Origin of the sequence: Caecibacteroides pullorum (assembly GCF_019239235.1) — a bacterium.
Taxonomy (GTDB): Bacteria; Bacteroidota; Bacteroidia; order Bacteroidales; family Bacteroidaceae; genus Bacteroides; species Bacteroides pullorum.
In genome coordinates, this window is the sequence record NZ_JAAZTS010000020.1 from 23,277 (window position 1) to 42,772 (window position 19,496).

A 19,496-nucleotide genomic window follows, 5' to 3' on the forward strand; every position below is an offset into this window, starting at 1 on the left:
CTTGTAATGTTTTTATTAGTTAGAGAACAAGTTTCAAGTCTTTGGTCGCCTCGATGTATTTGTCCATGTCTTCAAACAGCTTTTTCGGAGTGACACGGGCATAGACTTGGGTCGTGGTTATATCGGAGTGACCAAGCATCCGGCTGATGGTTTCAATCGGCACTCCGGCTTCCAGCGTAATCAGCGAGGCGAAGGAGTGGCGTGCCTGATGGTAGCACAAGGTGCTGCTTACCCCTGCGAGGACGGCAAGGGATTTCATGTGCCGGCGGAGGTTCGGATGGTATACCATCGGGAACAGCGTCGGGCGGTTGTCATCATGGTATTTCTCAATTAGGGCGAGGGCTTCCGGCAGCAGCTTCACGCTCGCCCGAAGCTCGTTCTTCTGGCGGCGGTATTTAAGCCACAGGTTGCCCTCATCGTCCGTATAGAGGTTCTCACGGGTGACGCTCACCGCATCCGCATAGGCAGTGCCGGTATAGCAGGCAAACAGAAAAAGGTCACGTACAAGGATGTGCGTGGTACGCCATGCGGGTATCTCCACGTCACGGATTTTCTCGAAGTCCTCGCGGCTCAATGCCCTCGGTGTACGTTCTGTCTTTTGCGGTAAGGTGAAATTTGCAAAGAAGCATCTTTCCGCATACCCCTCCTTGTAGGCGATGCGGCATACCTTTTTCAAGATGGCGAGATAGTGGCGCACGGTGTCCACCGCCAAGCCTTTCACGTCCATCACGAAGTTCTGGTAGTCGTGTATGAACTGTTCGGAAAGTTGCCCAAAAGCGATGTCCTTCGTCTTGAACTGCCACTCGATGAATTCGCCCAATGTCCTTCTCATGTAGTAATAGCCGGGGTACGTTCCTTTGGCACGGTCGATGCCGATACGTGCCTTCAAGTCCTCGCAGATGCGGTCGGTCATTCTCAGCAGGGTCATCTGCGTATCCATACTGCCTTGGAACAAGTCCTTGACTGCCGTAGCGTCAAAGTCCTGCCCACGCTCCACCAACGTATCAAACGCCGCATTGACCGCAAGCAGCAACTTGTCCAGTTTCGCGTTGGTTTCCACCGCCTCGCGGCTCTTGCCGTCCAGACGGCTTTCCCTTGCGTTCCACAACTCCGGCTTGCACGACAGCTTGCATCCGAACTGCGCCATCGTGCGGTTCACCGTTATCCTTCCCATTATCGGGGCTTTGCCCGACTTGTCCGTTCCGCTCTTTTTCAGGTAGAGCAGCACCTTGAATTTTTCAATTTTCATACGCTTACTGTTTTTGTCGCAAAATTAATTTATGAGTAAGCGTCCATTGATTTGCAGAACGGTGCGTATCGGCGCAATCGGAACGGGCTTGCAACAATTTCATTTTCCGTATGTTACCTGTCCTTGCTTCGGTAACTGACAGCTAACGGCTTGGTAACTGAAATGGCTCAATATTCCGCACTCCGTTGCGTTTCCGGCATTTGGCAGAATAGTGAAAAACCGCTCATTTCAAACGGGTTACGTTTTATCTTTACTTGTTTGCTGACGGGTGCTCTGTGGGTTCTGTTCCATTGCGGACGGCATACATCACCGTTACTTCTCCTAGCCCCCAAGAAGCCAAATCATATTGTACAGCTGAAATATTACCCTCGCTAATCGGCATACGTTGCAACTTGCCCGTCCTGAAAATGCCCCAGACATAATGATCCGACTGGGTAAACCCGACTCCAACAGGTACTTCCAATGCAGTACCTACATCACGAGAAGGAGCATATTTCATATAGCGGTCGAAGAAACTAAACCACAAATTCCCTTGAGTATCTATCAGTGGGGGATTCTGCATGAATTCTGTGGAAATCCGATTTTCACGCAGGACGCCAGTTTCGAATTCAAAGACATAGCCGTTACTCATCCACAATAATCCGTCTGTTTCATCCACCATAATCCACGATATATACTGTTTCAGAATCTCATCATAACCAGGAACTATCTCGTACAAAGGCACTGCCTCATTACCATCGAACCGGTAAACACCATGCCCAGTTGCCAGCCATAAAAATCCACGTTTATCCTGTTCTATCTGCAAAACCGTAGTCTGAGGCAAATTCAGTTTATCAAAATAGTAACGGAAATATACGACATCATTCATTGGCTTACCACACAAAACCAATGAAAAAAAAGGCAAAAGCAACTCAACAAAAATGTTTTCATATAAACTACGACTAAAAGACAAAGCCAAAAGTAACATTTTTAATCTTTATAGACAAGAAGTTACTGATTCCCACTAAATAATGATAGAATTTGAACAGAAAAATGGCAGAATATTAATATTTGCAACAACCACCGAAATACAAAAAAAGGATGACCACATAGTGAACATCCCTCAAAACCATCTAAAAACAAGCAGGTTCAAATATGCCAGCAATATGCTTTAATGGAACTCTATCTCCAGCCCATCGTATGCAAAATAAATGTTCGGAGGCAATTGGCGACTGATTGCAGCATGAAGTCCCGCATGATGCCCCATGTGGACAAAATAGGTTTTATGTGCTCCAATACGACGAGCTGCTTTCAATGCCTCAGGGATAGACTGGTGTGAACCATGAGGTGTCGGACGCAAGGCGTTCATCACAAGAATTTCAATCCCTTCCAACAGACGATAGGAATCATCGGACATCGTCAGCATATCCGTCACATACCCCAAACGACTGTCAATACGGAAACCGAGAATAGGCAGACGACCATGCATCACCTCAAAAGGCAATATCTCCGTCGTCCCAATATTAAAAGGCACACCAGCCTTCAGCTCGTGAAGCGAAATACGAGGCACGCCTGGGTACTTGTGCTCTACAAAACAATAAGGCATACGCATACGAAGATGTTCAGCCGTATAGGCATCGGAAAAAACTGGAACTTCACCAAATCGGCAATAAGGGCGCAAATCGTCCAACCCGCCTACATGATCGTAGTGCTCATGCGTAATGAGTACGCCGTCTATCCGACCAAACCAGCGAGAATGTATCATCTGTTCTCGAAAATCGGGCCCACAATCTATCAGAATGGTATGACCATCATCTGTATGCAGCAAGGCAGACGTACGTAAACGATTGTCACGAAAATCTGTTGATGTACAGACAGGGCATGTACACCCCACTTCGGGTACTCCAGTAGACGTTCCAGTTCCTAAGAATCTCAGTTTCACAAGTTCTATTCTTTAATTGTATTTCGTTCAAATGAAATTTACTTCCGGCTCAATCTCAATTCCGAAACGGTCGGCCACAGTTTTCTGCACAGCACGTGCCAAAGCTACAACATCCGCTCCTTCAGCTCCGCCCAGATTGACAAGCACCAGCGCCTGACGATCATGGACAGCCGCACACCCCAAAGCTTTTCCCTTCCAGCCGGCCTGTTCAATAAGCCATCCGGCAGGCACTTTCACATGGTCTGCATCCACTTCGTAACAAGGCATATCGGGAAAAACGGTGCACAATTCCTTATACTGCGATCTGAAAATGACAGGATTCTTGAAGAAGCTGCCAGCATTACCCAACTGAGCCGGATCGGGCAATTTACTGCGACGAATGTCGACAATGGCCTGACGAACATGAGCCAGCGTCACTTCGTCGTATTGTGACAGCGCCTGACGAACATTGCCGTAATCGAGCCTGAAACAAGGATGTTTACTCAGACGAAAATTAACATAAAGGATAAAAACAGACTTCATGTTCGGACACTTGAAAATACTATCCCGATAAGCATATGCACACTCCGCAGCCTTATAGATCCTCTTTCTGCCCATTACATCCATAGTTTCCACAGAATCTATCAAATCACAGACCTCAGCACCATAGGCACCGATGTTCTGTACTGCTGCGGCACCTACCTCACCGGGAATCAAAGAAAGATTTTCTGCGCCATACCAATTACTGTCCACACAATACTGTACAAAATCATCCCAAACCACTCCACTTCCCACTCGTACCTCTACCCAGTTTCGGTTCTCATAGGTCACTTCTATCGTCTTGACTGTTGAATGGAGAAAAGTCCAATCGTAACGTTTCTGCGTAAACAACAAATTACTCCCCCCTCCTATACAAAAATAAGGGCGAGTCAAGAATACCCCCCTTTCAATCAACTGCTCCAATTCCTCGCCTGAAGCAAATTCACAAAAATCAGCTGCCTCAGCCTCGATACCGAAGGTATTATGAGGTAGCAATGAATGATATATCATACACGTCACTCTGTCAAATTCCTGTATCTTCGTATTTGTATAACTCCCACTCTCCTTTTCTTTTCCTGAAATAGAAAATATTGGAATAGCCATTGCTAAGACCATTGACCTTCAAGATCTTAGTTGAAGAACTATCTTCATTCTTCTGCCCGTAATTGATATTAGAAAGCCGATCGGCAGGCAACGTAGGCCTAAACACATACCATTGATCCACATCAAGTGTAGTCTCCAAAATAGAAAACTCATCATCAGGATCAATCGTTATAAACTGCAAAGGTTGAGAGATATGTTCCCGCTGATAGAGACTATCTACCGCAAAACGGGCATAAAAGGATACAAAACTGGGATCTCCCTCTTTATCTTCCTCCATCTTTCGCAAGTTAATGGCTTCAAGCATCCACATCCCTTTAGCTCGTTCGAAATAGTAACGCTTCACCATCCGCGTCTTAAGAAAAATCCACTCTACCTGAACAGATGAAAGCGTCGTATCACCAACTAAATCCATATCGTCCTCACTATCAAAAAGTAGCGTATAGAACGTCTGACCAGCAAAAAGTGGATCATGTTTCCAATATTTCTTTTCAATCTTTAAAGGAGTATCTACATTATAATAAGGCAAGGGGAAGATAGTACGCTGCCGTTGGAACAGAGAATCGGTCGCATAATTGAAAACAAAATCGTCAAAGAGTTCGTCTGCGCCTACCGGCTGAGGAGCTTCTTCTACTGGAACTTCACCCAACGACTCTCCTTCTCTGACACCGATCGAATCGACCATCGCAGTAATTGCACTGAAAGAATCGATGTTCGCCTTGGGGTTCTTACAAGAGAACAACAAGACAAACACCGATAATCCCCATATTAGTTTTCTCATATCCAACAGATCGGCAACGATCATTTATTCAACTTAACCCTCAGCTTCTCCAGCATGTCCACAGTCATGGACTCCAGATCATATTGAGGTTTCCAATCCCATTCCGCACGGGCACAGCTATCGTCCATACAATCGGGCCAGCTATCGGCAATACTTTGCTTCAAGGGATCTACATCATAAACCATTTCAAAGTCCGGCACATGCTTCTTAATCGCAGCATAAATAGTCTCGGGAGCAAAACTCATGGAAGCGATATTGAAGGCATTACGATGTTTCAGTCTGGCAGGATCGGCCTCCATCAGCGTAATAGCCGCATTCAAAGCGTCAGGCATATACATCATGTCCATCAACGTACCTTCTTTCACCGGACAAACAAATTTTTCACCTTTTACGGCTGCATAATAGATATCGACCGCGTAATCAGTAGTTCCACCACCCGGAGGAGTTACATTCGAAATAATACCAGGGAAACGTACCGCACGGGTGTCAACACCATATTTAGTATGATAATAGTCACTCAACAATTCTGTAGTAACCTTGCTAACACCATACATTGTACGGGGACGCTGGATAGTATCCTGAGGTGTCATAACATGCGGAGTATCCAGACCAAACGAACCAATTGAACTAGGTGTAAATACAGCACAGCCATGTATACGAGCTACTTCAAGCACATTCCATAAACCGTCAATACCAATTTTCCATGCCAAACGAGGTTTACTTTCGGCAACGACAGAAAGCAATGCTGCCAGATTATAAATCGTATCAATACTATACTCTTTGACAGCTGTTTCAATAGCATTGAAGTCTGTCACATCTGCCAATACAGAAGGACCTGATTCCTTCAGTTCACCCTTGGGTTCTGCTCCGGTAATATACCCCGCAACAACATGTTCATTGCCATAACGCTTACGCAATTCCATCGTAAGTTCCGATCCGATCTGACCGGTAGCTCCAATTACTAAAATATTTTTCATTTCGAACAAATTAAAGTTAGAGAATTCCTTTTTTTAAAGAGTACGCAAAGATACACACTTTTTTTTCAAAATTCTATCATTCTGTTATTGTTTATTTCGAGAAAAATGATGTCCTTTGCATAGTGTGTAACTAATTGTAAAAATCCTAAAACAAAAACGTTATGTATGGTAAAATGAAAGAGTTTCTCAGCCAGACACTTGCTGAGATAAAAGAAGTCGGTCTCTATAAGGAAGAACGTCTGATTGAAAGCGCGCAGCAAGCCGCTATCACAGTAAAAGGCCAGGAAGTATTGAACTTCTGTGCCAACAACTACTTGGGATTGTCCAACCACCCCCGTTTAATTGAAGCTGCCCAAAAAATGATGGACCGCCGTGGTTATGGCATGTCATCCGTCCGCTTCATTTGTGGTACCCAAGACATTCACAAGGAACTTGAAGCAGCAATCTCCGATTACTTCCATACAGAAGACACTATTTTATATGCAGCTTGTTTCGACGCTAATGGTGGTGTATTCGAACCCCTGTTCACCGAAGAAGATGCCATCATTTCCGACTCACTGAATCATGCTTCTATCATTGACGGTGTACGCCTCTGCAAAGCAAAACGTTATCGTTACGCCAACGCTGATATGGCTGATCTGGAACGTTGCTTGCAAGAAGCTCAAGCACAGCGTTTCCGTATTATCGTAACAGACGGTGTATTCTCAATGGACGGAAATGTAGCCCCAATGGACAAGATCTGCGATCTGGCAGAAAAATACGATGCCCTAGTTATGGTAGACGAATCACATTCTGCAGGTGTAGTAGGTCCTACAGGACATGGTGTCAGCGAATTGTATAATACTTACGGACGTGTGGACATCTATACCGGTACCCTGGGTAAAGCTTTTGGTGGAGCTATGGGCGGATTTACAACTGGCCGCAAAGAAATCATCGACTTATTACGCCAGCGCAGTCGCCCCTACCTCTTCTCAAACTCTGTTGCTCCTGCAGTTATCGGTGCTAGCATTGAAGTCTTCAAAATGTTGAAAGAAAGCAATGCATTGCATGACAAACTGATGGAGAACGTAAACTACTTCCGCGACAAGATGACAGCTGCCGGATTCGACATCAAGCCGACACAAAGCGCTATCTGTGCAGTTATGCTCTATGACGCCAAGCTGTCTCAAGTATACGCTGCTCGCATGCAAGAAGAAGGTATCTACGTCACAGGTTTCTATTATCCAGTTGTTCCGAAAGGTCAGGCGCGTATCCGCGTACAAATTTCTGCCGGACATGAAAAATCACACTTGGATAAGTGTATCGCAGCTTTCATCAAAGTGGGCAAAGAACTGGGAGTTTTAAAATAAACATTCCTTAAAAACAATCAGCCCGAAGTCTGACTTCCGTCATCTTCGGGCTGATCTTATTTCAATAGCCTCACAAACTTTTATTGACGTTCTCCCAACTTAGAGTCTACAAAATACAAATTAGAGTTTCCTGCTCTTTTAATCATTTCCACAATACTTGAGGCTGTAGCTTCTTCTTCTACTTGTTCACGTACAAATCCCCACAAGAAATCTTGGGTTGCCTTATCTCTTTCGGAAGCAGCAACATCCACCAATTCGTCAATCATCTTTGAAACTCGGCATTCATGCTTATAAACCTGTTCAAATACATCAAGCGGGGTACCAAAATCATTAGGTACAACATCAATCTTATCTACCTTTGCCGTACCTCCACGTTTGATAATATAAGAAGCCATCTCAAAAGCATGTTCATGCTCCTCAAAAGACTGTTTCTTCAACCAATTGGCCATACCATTATAACCTTCTTTCTCCATAAAGAAAGACATTGCCAAATACAGATTGGCCGACCACATTTCTGCAGTAATCTGTTCGTTAATTGCGTTTTGTAGTTTTTCTGAAATCATATTCGTTCGTTTTTTTAAAATTGTAAACATTACAAATGTAACGAGATAATCGCCATATTGTTCGACTAATAACATTTTTTAATCTTAATCCAACAATTAAAAGACTTACTCACTATTTACATAAACTCATCCGAAAGGTATCCTTGAGGCAGGGTACGACAATTATATTGTGATGCCATAATTTCTCCATAAGCCCCAGCTGAACGCAAAGCTAAAAAATCACCGCGTTTCACCCCATTAAGATCTACAGACTTACCAAACACATCAGATGACTCACAAACTGGACCAACTACATCATATGTTTCTACAGAAGCTTCCGAAGATATATTTTCTATCTTATGATAGGCCTGATATAAAGCCGGACGTATTAAATCTGTCATACCTGCATCCAAAATAGCAAACTGTTTATTAGTTCCCTGTTTAACATATAACACACGAGCAATGAGTGAACCACATTGTCCTACCACGGCACGTCCCAGCTCAAAATGCAATTTCTGGTAAGCTCGAAGTTTCAAATGGGTAGCATAAGTCTTGAAATAAGCAGAAAAATCAGGTATAGACTGACGATTAGGATGATGATAATCAATACCGAGTCCACCACCGACATTGATATGTTCAATACGAATACCACGAGCATCCAGCTTTTCCTGCAACTCATTGATGCGATTGCACAAAGCCACAAAATCACCCATATCTAATATCTGGGAACCAATATGAAAATGCAACCCAACAAAGTTGACATGTTGCATTTCCGCCGCTAGTTCTATCACATGTTCCATATCCTGCATGCTAATACCAAACTTGTTTTCAGCAAGACCGGTCGTAATGTTAGCATGAGTATGAGCGCCGACATCGGGATTTATACGGAAAGCGACATTAGCTATTTTTCCCCTTTCCGCCGCCAGTTCATTAATTACTTCCAATTCTGGCACAGATTCAACATTGAAACAAAATATATTGTAATCCAATCCCAAATTAATTTCCCAATCAGCCTTTCCTACACCTGCGAACACAATTTTATTTGCAGGAAAACCCGCTTTGATAGCAGCCTGAATTTCACCTCCACTTACACAGTCAGCACCCAATCCGTTTTCTCGAATGATAGTCAACACCTTCGGATTGACATTTGCCTTCACTGCATAATGCACTACAAAATTCTCATAACGCGCAACTTCGGCACGAATACAATTCAGTGTATTGCGCAACACCTCTGTATCATAATAATAAAAAGGTGTGCGCAATGAACTGAATTTATCTATCGGAAAATGTCCTTTCATAAATCCTGCTACAATTTTTTTAGTTTTCGCTAAATAAAGCTGCACTCAAAGACTGCAATGCACGTTTCTTATCTTCTTCACGTATCAGGAAAGAGATATTATAATTACTTCCGCCGAAAGATATCATACGCACTGGAATGTCACGCATTGCATCAAGCGCTTTAGCCTCAAAGCCTACGTTTTCCCATTCCAAATCACCAACCACACAAATAATACACATGTTACGGTCTACTGTAACCGTTCCATATTTCTTCAAATCATCTAAAATCTCGTTTAAGTGTTTTACATTATCAATAGATACTGAAACACCCACTTCAGATGTACAGATCATATCGATAGAAGTCTGATAACTCTCGAATATCTCGAACACTTTGCGCAAGAAACCATAAGCCAACAACATACGGCTTGATTTGATTTTGATAGCTGTAATATTGTCTTTGGCAGCTACGGCCTTGATTTTTCCTTTCTCGGTATCGTTCGATATCAGCGTACCAGGAGCCGAAGGATCCATCGTATTCAACAGGCGTACGGGTATATTTGCATATTTAGCCGGCTGGATACAAGTCGGATGCAAAATCTTGGCACCAAAATAAGCCAATTCTGCTGCTTCCTCAAACTGCAACTGACGAACAGGAGAAGTCTTGTCTACTACGCGAGGATCATTATTATGCATGCCGTCAATGTCCGTCCATATCTGAATTTCATCAGCATTAATAGCAGCACCTACCAACGAAGCTGTATAATCACTTCCACCACGCTGCAGATTATCTATCTCTCCATAGGCATTACGACAAATGAAACCCTGTGTAATATAAATGTCTGCATCTGGATGCAATTCAAGTTGAGCTTGCAGCTTCTCACGAATATAAACAGGATCGGGCTCGGCATTCTTATCTGTACGCATATATTCCAAAGCAGGCAACAATACCGATTTCACACCGCATTCTTGCAAATAATAATTCATCATTCCCGTCGAAATCAACTCTCCCTGGGCTAGAACAACTTTTTCTTCAAACAAAGTAAACAAGTCCTTCGTATAAGAACGGATATAGTCAAAATGAGATCTTACCAGCTCCAGACATTTCTGTTTATATTCATCCGTCGAATAGAGTTCATCGATATGACGACGATATTTGCTTTCCAGTTGGTTGATAATTTCGTTGGCGCCTTCCGGATTCTTCTTGTACAGATAATCCGAAATCTCGACCAATGTATTTGTCGTACCTGACATGGCTGACAATACAACAATCTTACGTTCACCATCGGTAATCAATTTGGCCACTTCCTTCATCCGCTGAGCTGAACCTACCGAAGTACCTCCAAACTTTAATACTTTCATTTTTCCTTCTTGTTAAGTTGTTAAACCTATTATATTATTTTTTTATTTATTCTTCTGTCACTTTCCATAGACGATGTCCTTCACAACGATACACCTTCCCTGGAAATTCATTAAGCAACTGCAAATTATGCGTAGTCATCACCACCAAGGCCCCCTTTTCGCTAATCTGATGTAATAAGGAGACAATAGCTCGTCCTGTTTCAACATCCAAATTGCCAGTAGGTTCATCTGCCAAAATAATACGGGGAGAATTCAGCATAGCACGAGCAATAACAATACGCTGCTGTTCTCCTCCTGACAATTCATTAGGCAGCTTGTACCCTTTGTTGTTCATTCCCACCAACTGCAACATCTCTTCTATACGGTCTTTTCGTTCTCCACGATGTTTCCAACCTGTAGCACAAAGCACAAAGTCCAGATTGTCATATACCGAACGATCTGTCAACAATTGGAAATCTTGAAAAACAATGCCCAGTTTTCGACGAAGCTGCGGAATATGCTTACGTTTGATTCTTTTCATATCATACTCCAGCACCTCTGCATGTCCGGCGGCAATTTCCAACTCGCCATAAAACGTTTTCAGCAACGTCGTCTTACCAGAGCCTACCTTACCTATTAAATAGGCAAACTCTCCCGAGCACAGCTCTAAATTGACATTTTCCAACACACACAGCTCCTGCTGATGTATCTCAACATCCTTATATTTTATCAGTGTTTCAGTCATCTTCTCAATGTTTCTTCCAACCTACACCATGACGTTCTTTCAGTTCACGGGCAATGTCTTCGATACTATAGCCTTTTGAAGTCAGTAAAACGATGAGATGATACAGCAAATCGGCACTTTCATAAATCAGACGGTCATCTGTTCCATTACATGCCTCAATCACGGTCTCCACAGCCTCTTCACCTACTTTCTGTGCCATTTTATTTACTCCAGAACGGAACAGGCTGGTTGTATAAGAGCCTTCTGGCATTTCCGTATGACGTACATTAATGAAATCCTGCAACTCTTTCAGGAACATTACCGGTTGCTCATTCTTTTCGCCCCAACAAGTATCTGTCCCTGTATGACATACTGGGCCAACCGGATGTACTTGAATAAGCAATGTATCTCGGTCGCAATCTGCTTTGACAGATACGACATGCAGAAAATTTCCACTTTCTTCTCCTTTCGTCCATAAACGGTTACGCGTACGACTATAAAAAGTAACTTTACCCGTTTCCATCGTTTTGTCATACGCCTCACGGTTCATGAAACCCAGCATCAACACTTTAGCCGTATCTGCATCTTGTATGATAGCCGGAACAAGTCCGTCCATTTTATCGAAATCTATGCTCAAATCCATAATCTATACGAATAATTCTGTACTTACTTTTATTCTTTATATTCTTACAGGTACACCCTGGCTGCAAAGATACAATTTTAAATCGGGAATTTTGATTTCTCCGAAGTGAAAAACACTGGCAGCCAGTGCTGCATCTGCTTTTCCCTGCAAAAAGGCATCACGGAAGTGTTCTTTCGCTCCTGCCCCCCCTGAAGCAATGACAGGTATAGAAAGGTTTTCAGAAAGAACAGCTAACACCTCATTAGCATATCCTGTCTTTACACCATCATGATCCATACTCGTAAACAATATCTCGCCTGCACCTCGCTCTTGAGCTTCTTTCGTCCATGACATCAATTCTCTTTCTGTCACCACTCGACCACCATTCAGATAACACCGCCATTCACCCGCAGCCTGCTTGGCATCCACCGCCAACACACACACCTGAGAACCGAAATGACCAGCTATCTCATCAATCAGTTTTGGGTTTCGGATGGCCGCCGAATTGACGGATACCTTATCTGCTCCAGCATCCAGCAGTCGAGCCACGTCATTCAATTCGTGAATTCCTCCCCCAACCGTAAACGGGATACTGATGTTCTCAGCTATGCGACGAACCAGCTCTACAAATGTTTTCCGCCCTTCAAAACTGGCTGTTATATCCAAAAATACCAGTTCGTCAGCACCTTGTTCACTATACATACGTGCCAATTCTACCGGATCGCCAGCATGACGCAGGTTTACAAAATTAGTTCCTTTTACAGTCTGCCCGTCCTTTATATCAAGACAGGGAATAATTCTTTTAGCTAACACAACTTCAACTCACTATCAATTAATTAATTATTCAAAGCAAAGATTGCAGATCATCCAACGTTATACGACCTTCATACAACGCCTTTCCAAATATAACGGCAGGTACACCATTTTCTTCCAATCGATAAATGTCATCAACACAACTGACTCCGCCACTTGCAATCAAATACAAATTCGAATCACGTTCCAACATTTCTTTATACAAGCCCAAAGCAGGGCCCTGCAACATACCATCGCAACTGATGTCTGTACAAACCACTTTAGAAATACCTCTCTGCCGATAGTTGTCCAAGAAAGAGAACAAATCCATATCACTTTCCTCTTTCCATCCTCCCACGGCAATACGGCGTTCTTTTACATCAGCCCCCAGAATAATTCGTTCCGCCCCATACATTTCTATCCAATGACAGAACAGTTCTGGATCTTTCACAGCAACACTTCCGCCCGTCACCATCTGAGCTCCACACTCAAAAGCAATTCGCAAATCCTCATCAGTCTTCACACCACCACCAAAATCAACGACAAGTGAAGTAGCTGTTGCTATTTTTTCCAAAATGACATGGTTCACGACATGATGCGAAGCCGCTCCATCTAAATCGACCAAATGTAAGCGCCTAATACCACCCGCTTCCAGCATTTTGGCTACTTCAAGCGGATTTTCATTATACACCTTCTTGCTCTCATAATCACCTTGTGACAAGCGCACGCATTTACCTCCGATAATATCAATAGCAGGTATTAATTCTATCATAACTCCAAGAAATTTTTCAAAATACGTTCACCAACATCACCACTTTTTTCTGGATGAAACTGTGTTGCATAGAAATTTTCTTTATGCAAAGCTGCGCTAAACGGTAATATATAATCGGTCACCGCCGCAGTATATTCATTAACAGGCACATAAAAGCTATGCACAAAATACACAAATTCTTCCTTCGTAAATCCACGAAACAAAGAGCTGCAGGTTTGCTCTATTGTATTCCACCCCATATGTGGCACTTTATCTTCATGCCTTTCTGACTGAAAGCGTTTCACGTCTACATCAAAAATATTCAAGCAATCCACATTACCTTCGTCCGAATGACGACACATCAATTGCATACCTAAGCAAATGCCCAACAAAGGTTTCTCCATACCTTTAATAACAGTATCCAAACCCGTAGTATGCAAAAAGTCCATCGTCGTAGCAGCCTCTCCTACACCCGGAAATATGACTTTATCGGCCGAACGAAGCATTGCCTCATCAGCCGTAATCATAGCCTCGACACCCAAACGTCGTAAAGCACAATCTACTGAACGAATATTCCCCGCATTATATTTTACGATTGCAACTTTCATCAGATTTCCTTTTTAATTAAATATCACCGTCTTATTCTTATATACCAACACTTTTCGTTCTATATGCTTCTGTACCGCACGCGAAAGAACAATTTTCTCCAGATCTTTTCCCTTGTTTATCAGATCCTGCACCGTATCTTTATGTGTAATGCGTACAATATCCTGCTCGATAATAGGTCCTGCATCCAGTTCCGTAGTCACATAATGACTGGTGGCACCAATAATCTTCACGCCACGCTCAAAAGCTGCATGATAAGGTTTGGCACCCACAAACGCAGGCAAAAAGGAATGATGTATATTAATAATGCGATTAGGATAAGCATCTATCATCTGCTCTGAAATCACCTGCATGTAACGAGCCAATACAATAAATGTAATATTATACTTGGCCAACAAATCCATCTCTAACCGCTCTTGTTCTGCCTTATTTTCTTTTGTGATAGGAAACAAATAAAACGGAATGCCAAAACGTTCGGCCACATGCTGCAAATCTGGGTGATTACTAACTATGAGCGGAATATCCACATTCCACTCACCCGCCGTGTAACGAGCCAACATATCAAACAAACAATGAGACATCTTCGAGACAAATATCGCCATGCGTGGTTTGGTATCTGAAAAATACAGCCGGAAACTCATTGCATATTTTTGCGCATACAACGTGGCAAAATAGTCCTCTATCTTTTCTTGAGGAATCAGAAAGTCCTGCAACTCCCATTCTATTCTCATAAAAAAAATATTCTCCACATGATCCACATGTTGATCCAAATAGATAATATTTCCCTTATTCACCGTTATAAAATCCGTCACCTCCGCCAAAATACCTGGTTTGTCAGGACAGTAAAGCAACAGTTTGGCCGTTTTCATACTCCTAAACATTTCATTAACATATCAGAATTACAATATTCTCGTATTAGGTTTGCAAAAATAACGATTTATTGCAAAAGTACGAATTTTCCAAGCACAAAGTTTCAATCCCAATACAAATAGTTTCGTTTTCCACAATTTGTATCCCCATTCAACTCATCCATGCGTCAATCCATACCACATACTAAACAAATGTTAAATATAAAAACATGTCAAATCGCAACCTATTCAATATGAACTACTAAAAGAACAAGTCCCCAAAAGCCTCTAAAAAAAATCCACGATTACTATTGCAGGTATAAAAAAAATGCCTACCTTTGCAACCGCAATCGAGAGAGATAGCAACAAAACAATGAAATGGTGCGGTAGTTCAGCTGGTTAGAATACATGCCTGTCACGCATGGGGTCGCGGGTTCGAGTCCCGTCCGCACCGCTAAATAATCAATAGTAAAAGCCTATAAATCAAATGATTTATAGGCTTTTGTTTTACAACACCTACATATAAATTCAAACAACTAAATAACTCGATTTTCAAACCAATCGAACCACCACAAGCACCCGTCCAATCCCCCACTAGATAAAAGTAAATAATTCCTCGAAAACAATAAAGTCAAAAACTCTGTTTTCGTCTTTGTATTTCTCTCCGTTTACATTATCTTTGCAACACGTAAGGCCGGAGGATACGCATTCACCTCCAAGCCTGCAACGACAACGATTATTATCATCATTTATAGCGCTATAAAAATATGATTTCTTTCTACAGAACTCCTCAGAAAAGCGTAATTGCCGTAGCAAGCGAACACGCCATCTCGAAGGCAGACAGCGACAAGCTCTGCTGGCTTTTTGGAGAAGCCACCCCTGAAAGTGAAGAAAACCTGAAAGGCTGTTTCGTAGGCCCCCGCCGCGAAATGATCACGCCCTGGAGCACGAACGCCGTGGAAATTACCCAAAACATGGGCCTGACGGGCATCGCGCGCATCGAGGAATACTTCCCCGTGGCCGATGAAAACGCCGAATACGACCCCATGCTCCAACGCATGTACAAGGGACTCGACCAGCAGGTGTTCACCACCAACCGCAAGCCCGAACCCATCGTCCACATCGAAGACCTCGAAGCCTACAACGAGCAGGAAGGTCTGGCCCTCTCGAAGGAGGAAATGGACTACCTGAAGAAAGTGGAGAAGGACCTCGGACGCCCGCTGACCGACTCCGAAGTGTTCGGCTTTGCCCAAATCAACTCCGAGCATTGCCGCCACAAAATCTTCGGCGGTACGTTCATCATCGACGGTGTGGAGCAGGAATCTTCACTCTTCCAGATGATCAAGAAGACCACACAGGAAAATCCCAACAAAATCATATCGGCCTACAAGGATAACGTGGCCTTTGCCGAAGGTCCCGTCATCGAGCAGTTCGCTCCCGCCGACCACTCCAAACCCGATTATTTCGAGGTGAAGGACATCAAGAGCGTCATCTCCCTGAAGGCCGAGACACACAACTTCCCCACCACCGTGGAGCCTTTCAACGGCGCATCAACAGGTACGGGCGGTGAAATCCGCGACCGTATGGGTGGCGGAAAGGGTTCGTGGCCCATCGCAGGTACGGCCGTCTACATGACCTCCTACCCCCGCACGGAGGAAGGACGCGAGTGGGAAGAAATCCTGCCCGTGCGCAAATGGCTGTATCAGACACCCGAGCAGATCCTCATCAAGGCGTCGAACGGCGCCAGCGACTTCGGCAACAAGTTCGGCCAGCCGCTCATCTGCGGTTCGGTGCTGACCTTCGAGCATAAAGAAAAAGAAGAAGTTTACGGCTACGACAAGGTCATCATGCTGGCCGGAGGCGTAGGTTACGGTACCCAGCGCGATTGCCTCAAGGGCAAACCCGAAGCAGGCAACAAGGTCGTCGTAATGGGTGGCGACAACTATCGCATCGGTTTGGGCGGCGGATCTGTATCTTCTGTCGATACGGGAAGATACAGTAGCGGCATCGAGCTGAACGCCGTCCAGCGCGCCAACGCCGAGATGCAGAAGCGTGCCTACAACGTGGTGCGCGCCCTTTGCGAGGAAGAGGTGAACCCCGTAGTTTCCATCCACGACCACGGCTCGGCCGGACACGTAAACTGCCTCAGCGAGCTGGTGGAAGAGTGTGGCGGACACATCGACATGAGCAAGCTGCCCATCGGCGACAAGACCCTCTCGGCCAAGGAAATCATTGCCAACGAGAGCCAGGAGCGCATGGGATTGCTCATCAAGGAGGAAGCCATCGAACACGTGCGCAAGATTGCCGAACGCGAACGCGCCCCGATGTACGTTGTGGGCGAAACGACCGGCGACCACCGCTTCTGCTTCGAGCAGGCCGACGGCGTACGTCCCTTCGACCTGGCCGTCGACCAGATGTTCGGCTCCTCACCCAAGACATATATGGTGGACAAGACCGTAGAGCGTCACTATGAAATGCCGACCTACGAGCAATCCAAGCTTCATGAATACCTGGCCAACGTGCTCCAGCTGGAAGCCGTGGCCTGCAAGGACTGGCTGACCAACAAGGTGGACCGCTCCGTGACGGGCAAGATTGCCCGCCAGCAATGCGTGGGCGAACTCCAGTTGCCGTTGAGCGATTGCGGCGTCGTAGCCCTCGACTACCGCGGCAAGGCAGGTATCGCCACTTCGCTGGGTCATGCTCCGCAAGCCGCACTGGCCAATCCGGCCGCAGGTTCCGTGCTCTCCGTGAGCGAGGCGCTGACCAACCTCGTATGGGCACCGCTGGCCGAAGGGCTCGATAGCGTATCGCTCTCGGCTAACTGGATGTGGCCCTGCCGCTCGCAGGAGGGTGAGGATGCACGCCTCTACACGGCCGTCAAGGCATTGAGCGACTTCTGCTGCGCCCTACAAATCAACGTGCCTACGGGTAAGGACTCCCTCTCCATGACGCAGAAATACCCCGACGGTAGCAAGGTCATCGCTCCGGGTACAGTCATCGTTTCGGCCGGCGGCGAGGTGAGCGACGTGAAGAAAGTGGTTTCGCCCGTGCTGGTGAACGACCATAAGACGACGCTCTACCACATCGACTTCAGCTTCGACAACCTGAAGCTGGGCGGTTCGGCCTTCTCCCAGTCGCTGGGCAAGGTGGGCGACGACGTGCCTACCGTGCAGAACCCCGAATACTTCCGCGACGCCTTCCTGGCCGTTCAGGAGCTGGTGAACAAGGGCCTCATCCTGGCCGGACACGACATCTCGGCCGGCGGTCTCATCACCACCCTGCTCGAGATGTGCTTCTCGAACATGGAGGGAGGTATGGAAATCAGCCTCGACAAGATTAAGGAAAACGACCTCGTCAAGATACTCTTTGCCGAAAACCCAGGTATCGTCATCCAGGTGGCCGACAAGCATAAGGACGAAGTAAAGAAGATACTCGAAGACGCCGGCGTGGGCTTCGTGAAGATCGGCAAGCCGACCGACGAACGCCACATCCTCGTGGAGAAGGACGGTGCCACCTACCAGTTCGGCATCGACTACATGCGCGACGTGTGGTACTCCACTTCCTACCTGCTCGACCGTCGCCAGTCGATGAACGGTTGCGCCAAGAAGCGCTTCGAGAACTACAAGATGCAACCCATGGACCTGGCCTTCATGCCGGGCTTCACTGGCAAGCTCTCGCAATACGGCATCAGCCCCGACCGCCGTACGCCGAGCGGCATCCGCGCCGCCATCATCCGCGAGAAGGGTACAAACGGCGAACGCGAAATGGCTTACTCGCTCTACCTGGCCGGCTTCGACGTGAAGGACGTGACGATGACCGACCTCGTAAGCGGACGCGAAACGCTGGAAGACGTCAACATGATTGTTTTCTGCGGTGGCTTTGCTAACTCCGACGTACTTGGCTCGGCCAAGGGCTGGGCAGGTGCCTTCCTCTTCAACCCGAAAGCCAAAGAAGCTATAGATAAGTATTACGCGCGCGAAGACACATTGTCATTGGGTGTATGTAATGGTTGCCAGCTGATGATGGAGCTCAACCTTATCATGCCTGACGATGATAAGAGAGTCAAGATGCTCCACAACGACTCTCACAAGTTCGAGAGCCGCTTCCTGGGTCTGACTATCCCGACCAACCGTAGCGTGATGTTCGGTTCGTTGAGCGGTAGCAAGCTGGGTATCTGGGTGGCTCACGGCGAAGGCAAGTTCTCCCTGCCCTACGACGAAGACCACTACAACATCGTGGCCAAGTACACCTACGACGAGTATCCCGGCAACCCCAACGGTTCCGATTACTCCGTGGCAGGTATCGCCAGCCCCGACGGACGCCACCTGGCCATCATGCCCCACCTGGAGCGCGCCATCTTCCCCTGGCAGAATGCCTACTATCCGGCCGACCGCCTGCATCACGACGAAGTGACGCCGTGGATAGAAGCCTTCGTCAACGCCCGCAAGTGGGTGGAAGAGAAGACCCGATAAATATCCTCTACCCTCTCCATACAGACATGGATGAAACGGACCCCGACGGCCAAACGGCCGGATGTCTGTTTCATCCGTGTCTTTTCCCTTATTCAAAGCATTCTGTTTCCAAGGAAACAATATCGTG

At 45.6% G+C, this 19,496-nt stretch carries 17 protein-coding genes and 1 tRNA gene; 3 read left to right on the plus strand and 15 right to left on the minus strand.

Features of this window, described 5'->3' with window-relative positions:
* Nucleotides 1–19 precede the first annotated feature (19 nt).
* The 6 genes from HF894_RS11775 to HF894_RS11800 all read right to left on the minus strand — a co-directional run bounded on the left by HF894_RS11775 (nucleotide 20) and on the right by HF894_RS11800 (nucleotide 6,047).
* Nucleotides 20–1,249, minus strand: a complete 1,230-nt coding sequence (locus HF894_RS11775; protein ID WP_204972554.1) for a site-specific integrase — start codon at nucleotides 1,247–1,249, stop codon at nucleotides 20–22.
* A gap of 250 nt (nucleotides 1,250–1,499) precedes the next feature.
* Entirely contained in the window at nucleotides 1,500–2,117 is a 618-nt protein-coding gene (locus HF894_RS11780) for a two-component regulator propeller domain-containing protein (protein WP_075317304.1), read from the minus strand.
* 282 nt (nucleotides 2,118–2,399) lie between these two features.
* A complete protein-coding gene (locus HF894_RS11785) occupies nucleotides 2,400–3,170 on the minus strand; it encodes an MBL fold metallo-hydrolase (protein ID WP_021847570.1) in 771 nt (256 codons plus the stop codon).
* 27 nt (nucleotides 3,171–3,197) lie between these two features.
* Nucleotides 3,198–4,199 carry a UDP-N-acetylmuramate dehydrogenase gene (gene murB / locus HF894_RS11790; protein WP_204972562.1) on the minus strand — a complete coding sequence of 334 codons (1,002 nt, stop codon included), beginning with the start codon at nucleotides 4,197–4,199 and terminating at the stop codon, nucleotides 3,198–3,200.
* A 13-nt stretch (nucleotides 4,200–4,212) separates the two neighbouring features.
* Nucleotides 4,213–5,070 (minus strand): DUF4348 domain-containing protein, encoded by an 858-nt coding sequence (locus HF894_RS11795; RefSeq protein ID WP_075318954.1) that lies wholly within the window; start codon nucleotides 5,068–5,070, stop codon nucleotides 4,213–4,215.
* A 20-nt stretch (nucleotides 5,071–5,090) separates the two neighbouring features.
* Nucleotides 5,091–6,047, minus strand: a complete 957-nt coding sequence (locus HF894_RS11800; RefSeq protein ID WP_075317307.1) for an NAD-dependent epimerase/dehydratase family protein — start codon at nucleotides 6,045–6,047, stop codon at nucleotides 5,091–5,093.
* A 161-nt stretch (nucleotides 6,048–6,208) separates the two neighbouring features.
* On the opposite strand from HF894_RS11800, the gene kbl reads away from it, so the two are divergent.
* A complete protein-coding gene (gene kbl / locus HF894_RS11805) occupies nucleotides 6,209–7,396 on the plus strand; it encodes a glycine C-acetyltransferase (RefSeq protein ID WP_204972564.1) in 1,188 nt (395 codons plus the stop codon).
* Between the two features lie 80 nt (nucleotides 7,397–7,476).
* Here kbl and HF894_RS11810 read toward each other — a convergent pair whose 3' ends face one another.
* The 9 genes from HF894_RS11810 to purU all read right to left on the minus strand — a co-directional run bounded on the left by HF894_RS11810 (nucleotide 7,477) and on the right by purU (nucleotide 14,918).
* A complete protein-coding gene (locus tag HF894_RS11810) occupies nucleotides 7,477–7,959 on the minus strand; it encodes a ferritin (protein WP_075317310.1) in 483 nt (160 codons plus the stop codon).
* Nucleotides 7,960–8,075: 116 nt separating this feature from the next.
* Nucleotides 8,076–9,236 (minus strand): diaminopimelate decarboxylase, encoded by a 1,161-nt coding sequence (lysA, locus tag HF894_RS11815; protein ID WP_021847565.1) that lies wholly within the window; start codon nucleotides 9,234–9,236, stop codon nucleotides 8,076–8,078.
* Between the two features lie 19 nt (nucleotides 9,237–9,255).
* Nucleotides 9,256–10,575 carry an aspartate kinase gene (locus HF894_RS11820; RefSeq protein WP_204968959.1) on the minus strand — a complete coding sequence of 440 codons (1,320 nt, stop codon included), beginning with the start codon at nucleotides 10,573–10,575 and terminating at the stop codon, nucleotides 9,256–9,258.
* Between the two features lie 46 nt (nucleotides 10,576–10,621).
* Complete coding sequence (locus HF894_RS11825; RefSeq protein WP_021847562.1) at nucleotides 10,622–11,299, minus strand: cell division ATP-binding protein FtsE; 678 nt, start codon at nucleotides 11,297–11,299, stop codon at nucleotides 10,622–10,624.
* 4 nt (nucleotides 11,300–11,303) lie between these two features.
* Nucleotides 11,304–11,915: a bifunctional phosphoribosyl-AMP cyclohydrolase/phosphoribosyl-ATP diphosphatase HisIE gene (gene hisIE, locus HF894_RS11830; protein WP_204969008.1), complete on the minus strand. Its 612-nt coding sequence runs from the start codon at nucleotides 11,913–11,915 to the stop codon at nucleotides 11,304–11,306.
* A 42-nt stretch (nucleotides 11,916–11,957) separates the two neighbouring features.
* On the minus strand, nucleotides 11,958–12,713 hold the full coding sequence (hisF, locus tag HF894_RS11835) for an imidazole glycerol phosphate synthase subunit HisF (RefSeq protein ID WP_021847560.1): 756 nt from the start codon (nucleotides 12,711–12,713) through the stop codon (nucleotides 11,958–11,960).
* A 31-nt stretch (nucleotides 12,714–12,744) separates the two neighbouring features.
* Nucleotides 12,745–13,464 carry a 1-(5-phosphoribosyl)-5-[(5-phosphoribosylamino)methylideneamino]imidazole-4-carboxamide isomerase gene (hisA, locus tag HF894_RS11840; protein ID WP_204968961.1) on the minus strand — a complete coding sequence of 240 codons (720 nt, stop codon included), beginning with the start codon at nucleotides 13,462–13,464 and terminating at the stop codon, nucleotides 12,745–12,747.
* Complete coding sequence (gene hisH, locus HF894_RS11845; protein WP_204972566.1) at nucleotides 13,461–14,051, minus strand: imidazole glycerol phosphate synthase subunit HisH; 591 nt, start codon at nucleotides 14,049–14,051, stop codon at nucleotides 13,461–13,463. Before hisH ends, hisA begins: the two co-directional genes overlap by 4 nt.
* Before the next feature lie 12 nt (nucleotides 14,052–14,063).
* Nucleotides 14,064–14,918: a formyltetrahydrofolate deformylase gene (purU, locus tag HF894_RS11850; RefSeq protein WP_075318960.1), complete on the minus strand. Its 855-nt coding sequence runs from the start codon at nucleotides 14,916–14,918 to the stop codon at nucleotides 14,064–14,066.
* Nucleotides 14,919–15,277: 359 nt separating this feature from the next.
* On the opposite strand from purU, the gene HF894_RS11855 reads away from it, so the two are divergent.
* Both HF894_RS11855 and purL read left to right on the plus strand, forming a co-directional pair.
* Nucleotides 15,278–15,351 (plus strand) — tRNA-Asp (locus HF894_RS11855).
* Between the two features lie 313 nt (nucleotides 15,352–15,664).
* A complete protein-coding gene (gene purL, locus HF894_RS11860) occupies nucleotides 15,665–19,369 on the plus strand; it encodes a phosphoribosylformylglycinamidine synthase (protein WP_204972568.1) in 3,705 nt (1,234 codons plus the stop codon).
* The last annotated feature ends 127 nt before the right edge of the window (nucleotides 19,370–19,496 follow it).

What these genes read in the sequence shown, in the direction of transcription:
- HF894_RS11775 (WP_204972554.1), bottom strand. Translation starts at nt 1,249, where the DNA reads ATGAAAATTGAAAAATTCAAGGTGCTGCTCTACCTGAAAAAGAGCGGA.
- HF894_RS11780 (WP_075317304.1), bottom strand. Translation starts at nt 2,117, where the DNA reads ATGAATGATGTCGTATATTTCCGTTACTATTTTGATAAACTGAATTTG.
- murB (WP_204972562.1), bottom strand. Translation starts at nt 4,199, where the DNA reads ATGATATATCATTCATTGCTACCTCATAATACCTTCGGTATCGAGGCT.
- HF894_RS11795 (WP_075318954.1), bottom strand. Translation starts at nt 5,070, where the DNA reads ATGAGAAAACTAATATGGGGATTATCGGTGTTTGTCTTGTTGTTCTCT.
- HF894_RS11800 (WP_075317307.1), bottom strand. Translation starts at nt 6,047, where the DNA reads ATGAAAAATATTTTAGTAATTGGAGCTACCGGTCAGATCGGATCGGAA.
- kbl (WP_204972564.1), top strand. Translation starts at nt 6,209, where the DNA reads ATGTATGGTAAAATGAAAGAGTTTCTCAGCCAGACACTTGCTGAGATA.
- HF894_RS11810 (WP_075317310.1), bottom strand. Translation starts at nt 7,959, where the DNA reads ATGATTTCAGAAAAACTACAAAACGCAATTAACGAACAGATTACTGCA.
- lysA (WP_021847565.1), bottom strand. Translation starts at nt 9,236, where the DNA reads ATGAAAGGACATTTTCCGATAGATAAATTCAGTTCATTGCGCACACCT.
- HF894_RS11820 (WP_204968959.1), bottom strand. Translation starts at nt 10,575, where the DNA reads ATGAAAGTATTAAAGTTTGGAGGTACTTCGGTAGGTTCAGCTCAGCGG.
- HF894_RS11825 (WP_021847562.1), bottom strand. Translation starts at nt 11,299, where the DNA reads ATGACTGAAACACTGATAAAATATAAGGATGTTGAGATACATCAGCAG.
- hisA (WP_204968961.1), bottom strand. Translation starts at nt 13,464, where the DNA reads ATGATAGAATTAATACCTGCTATTGATATTATCGGAGGTAAATGCGTG.
- hisH (WP_204972566.1), bottom strand. Translation starts at nt 14,051, where the DNA reads ATGAAAGTTGCAATCGTAAAATATAATGCGGGGAATATTCGTTCAGTA.
- purU (WP_075318960.1), bottom strand. Translation starts at nt 14,918, where the DNA reads ATGAAAACGGCCAAACTGTTGCTTTACTGTCCTGACAAACCAGGTATT.
- purL (WP_204972568.1), top strand. Translation starts at nt 15,665, where the DNA reads ATGATTTCTTTCTACAGAACTCCTCAGAAAAGCGTAATTGCCGTAGCA.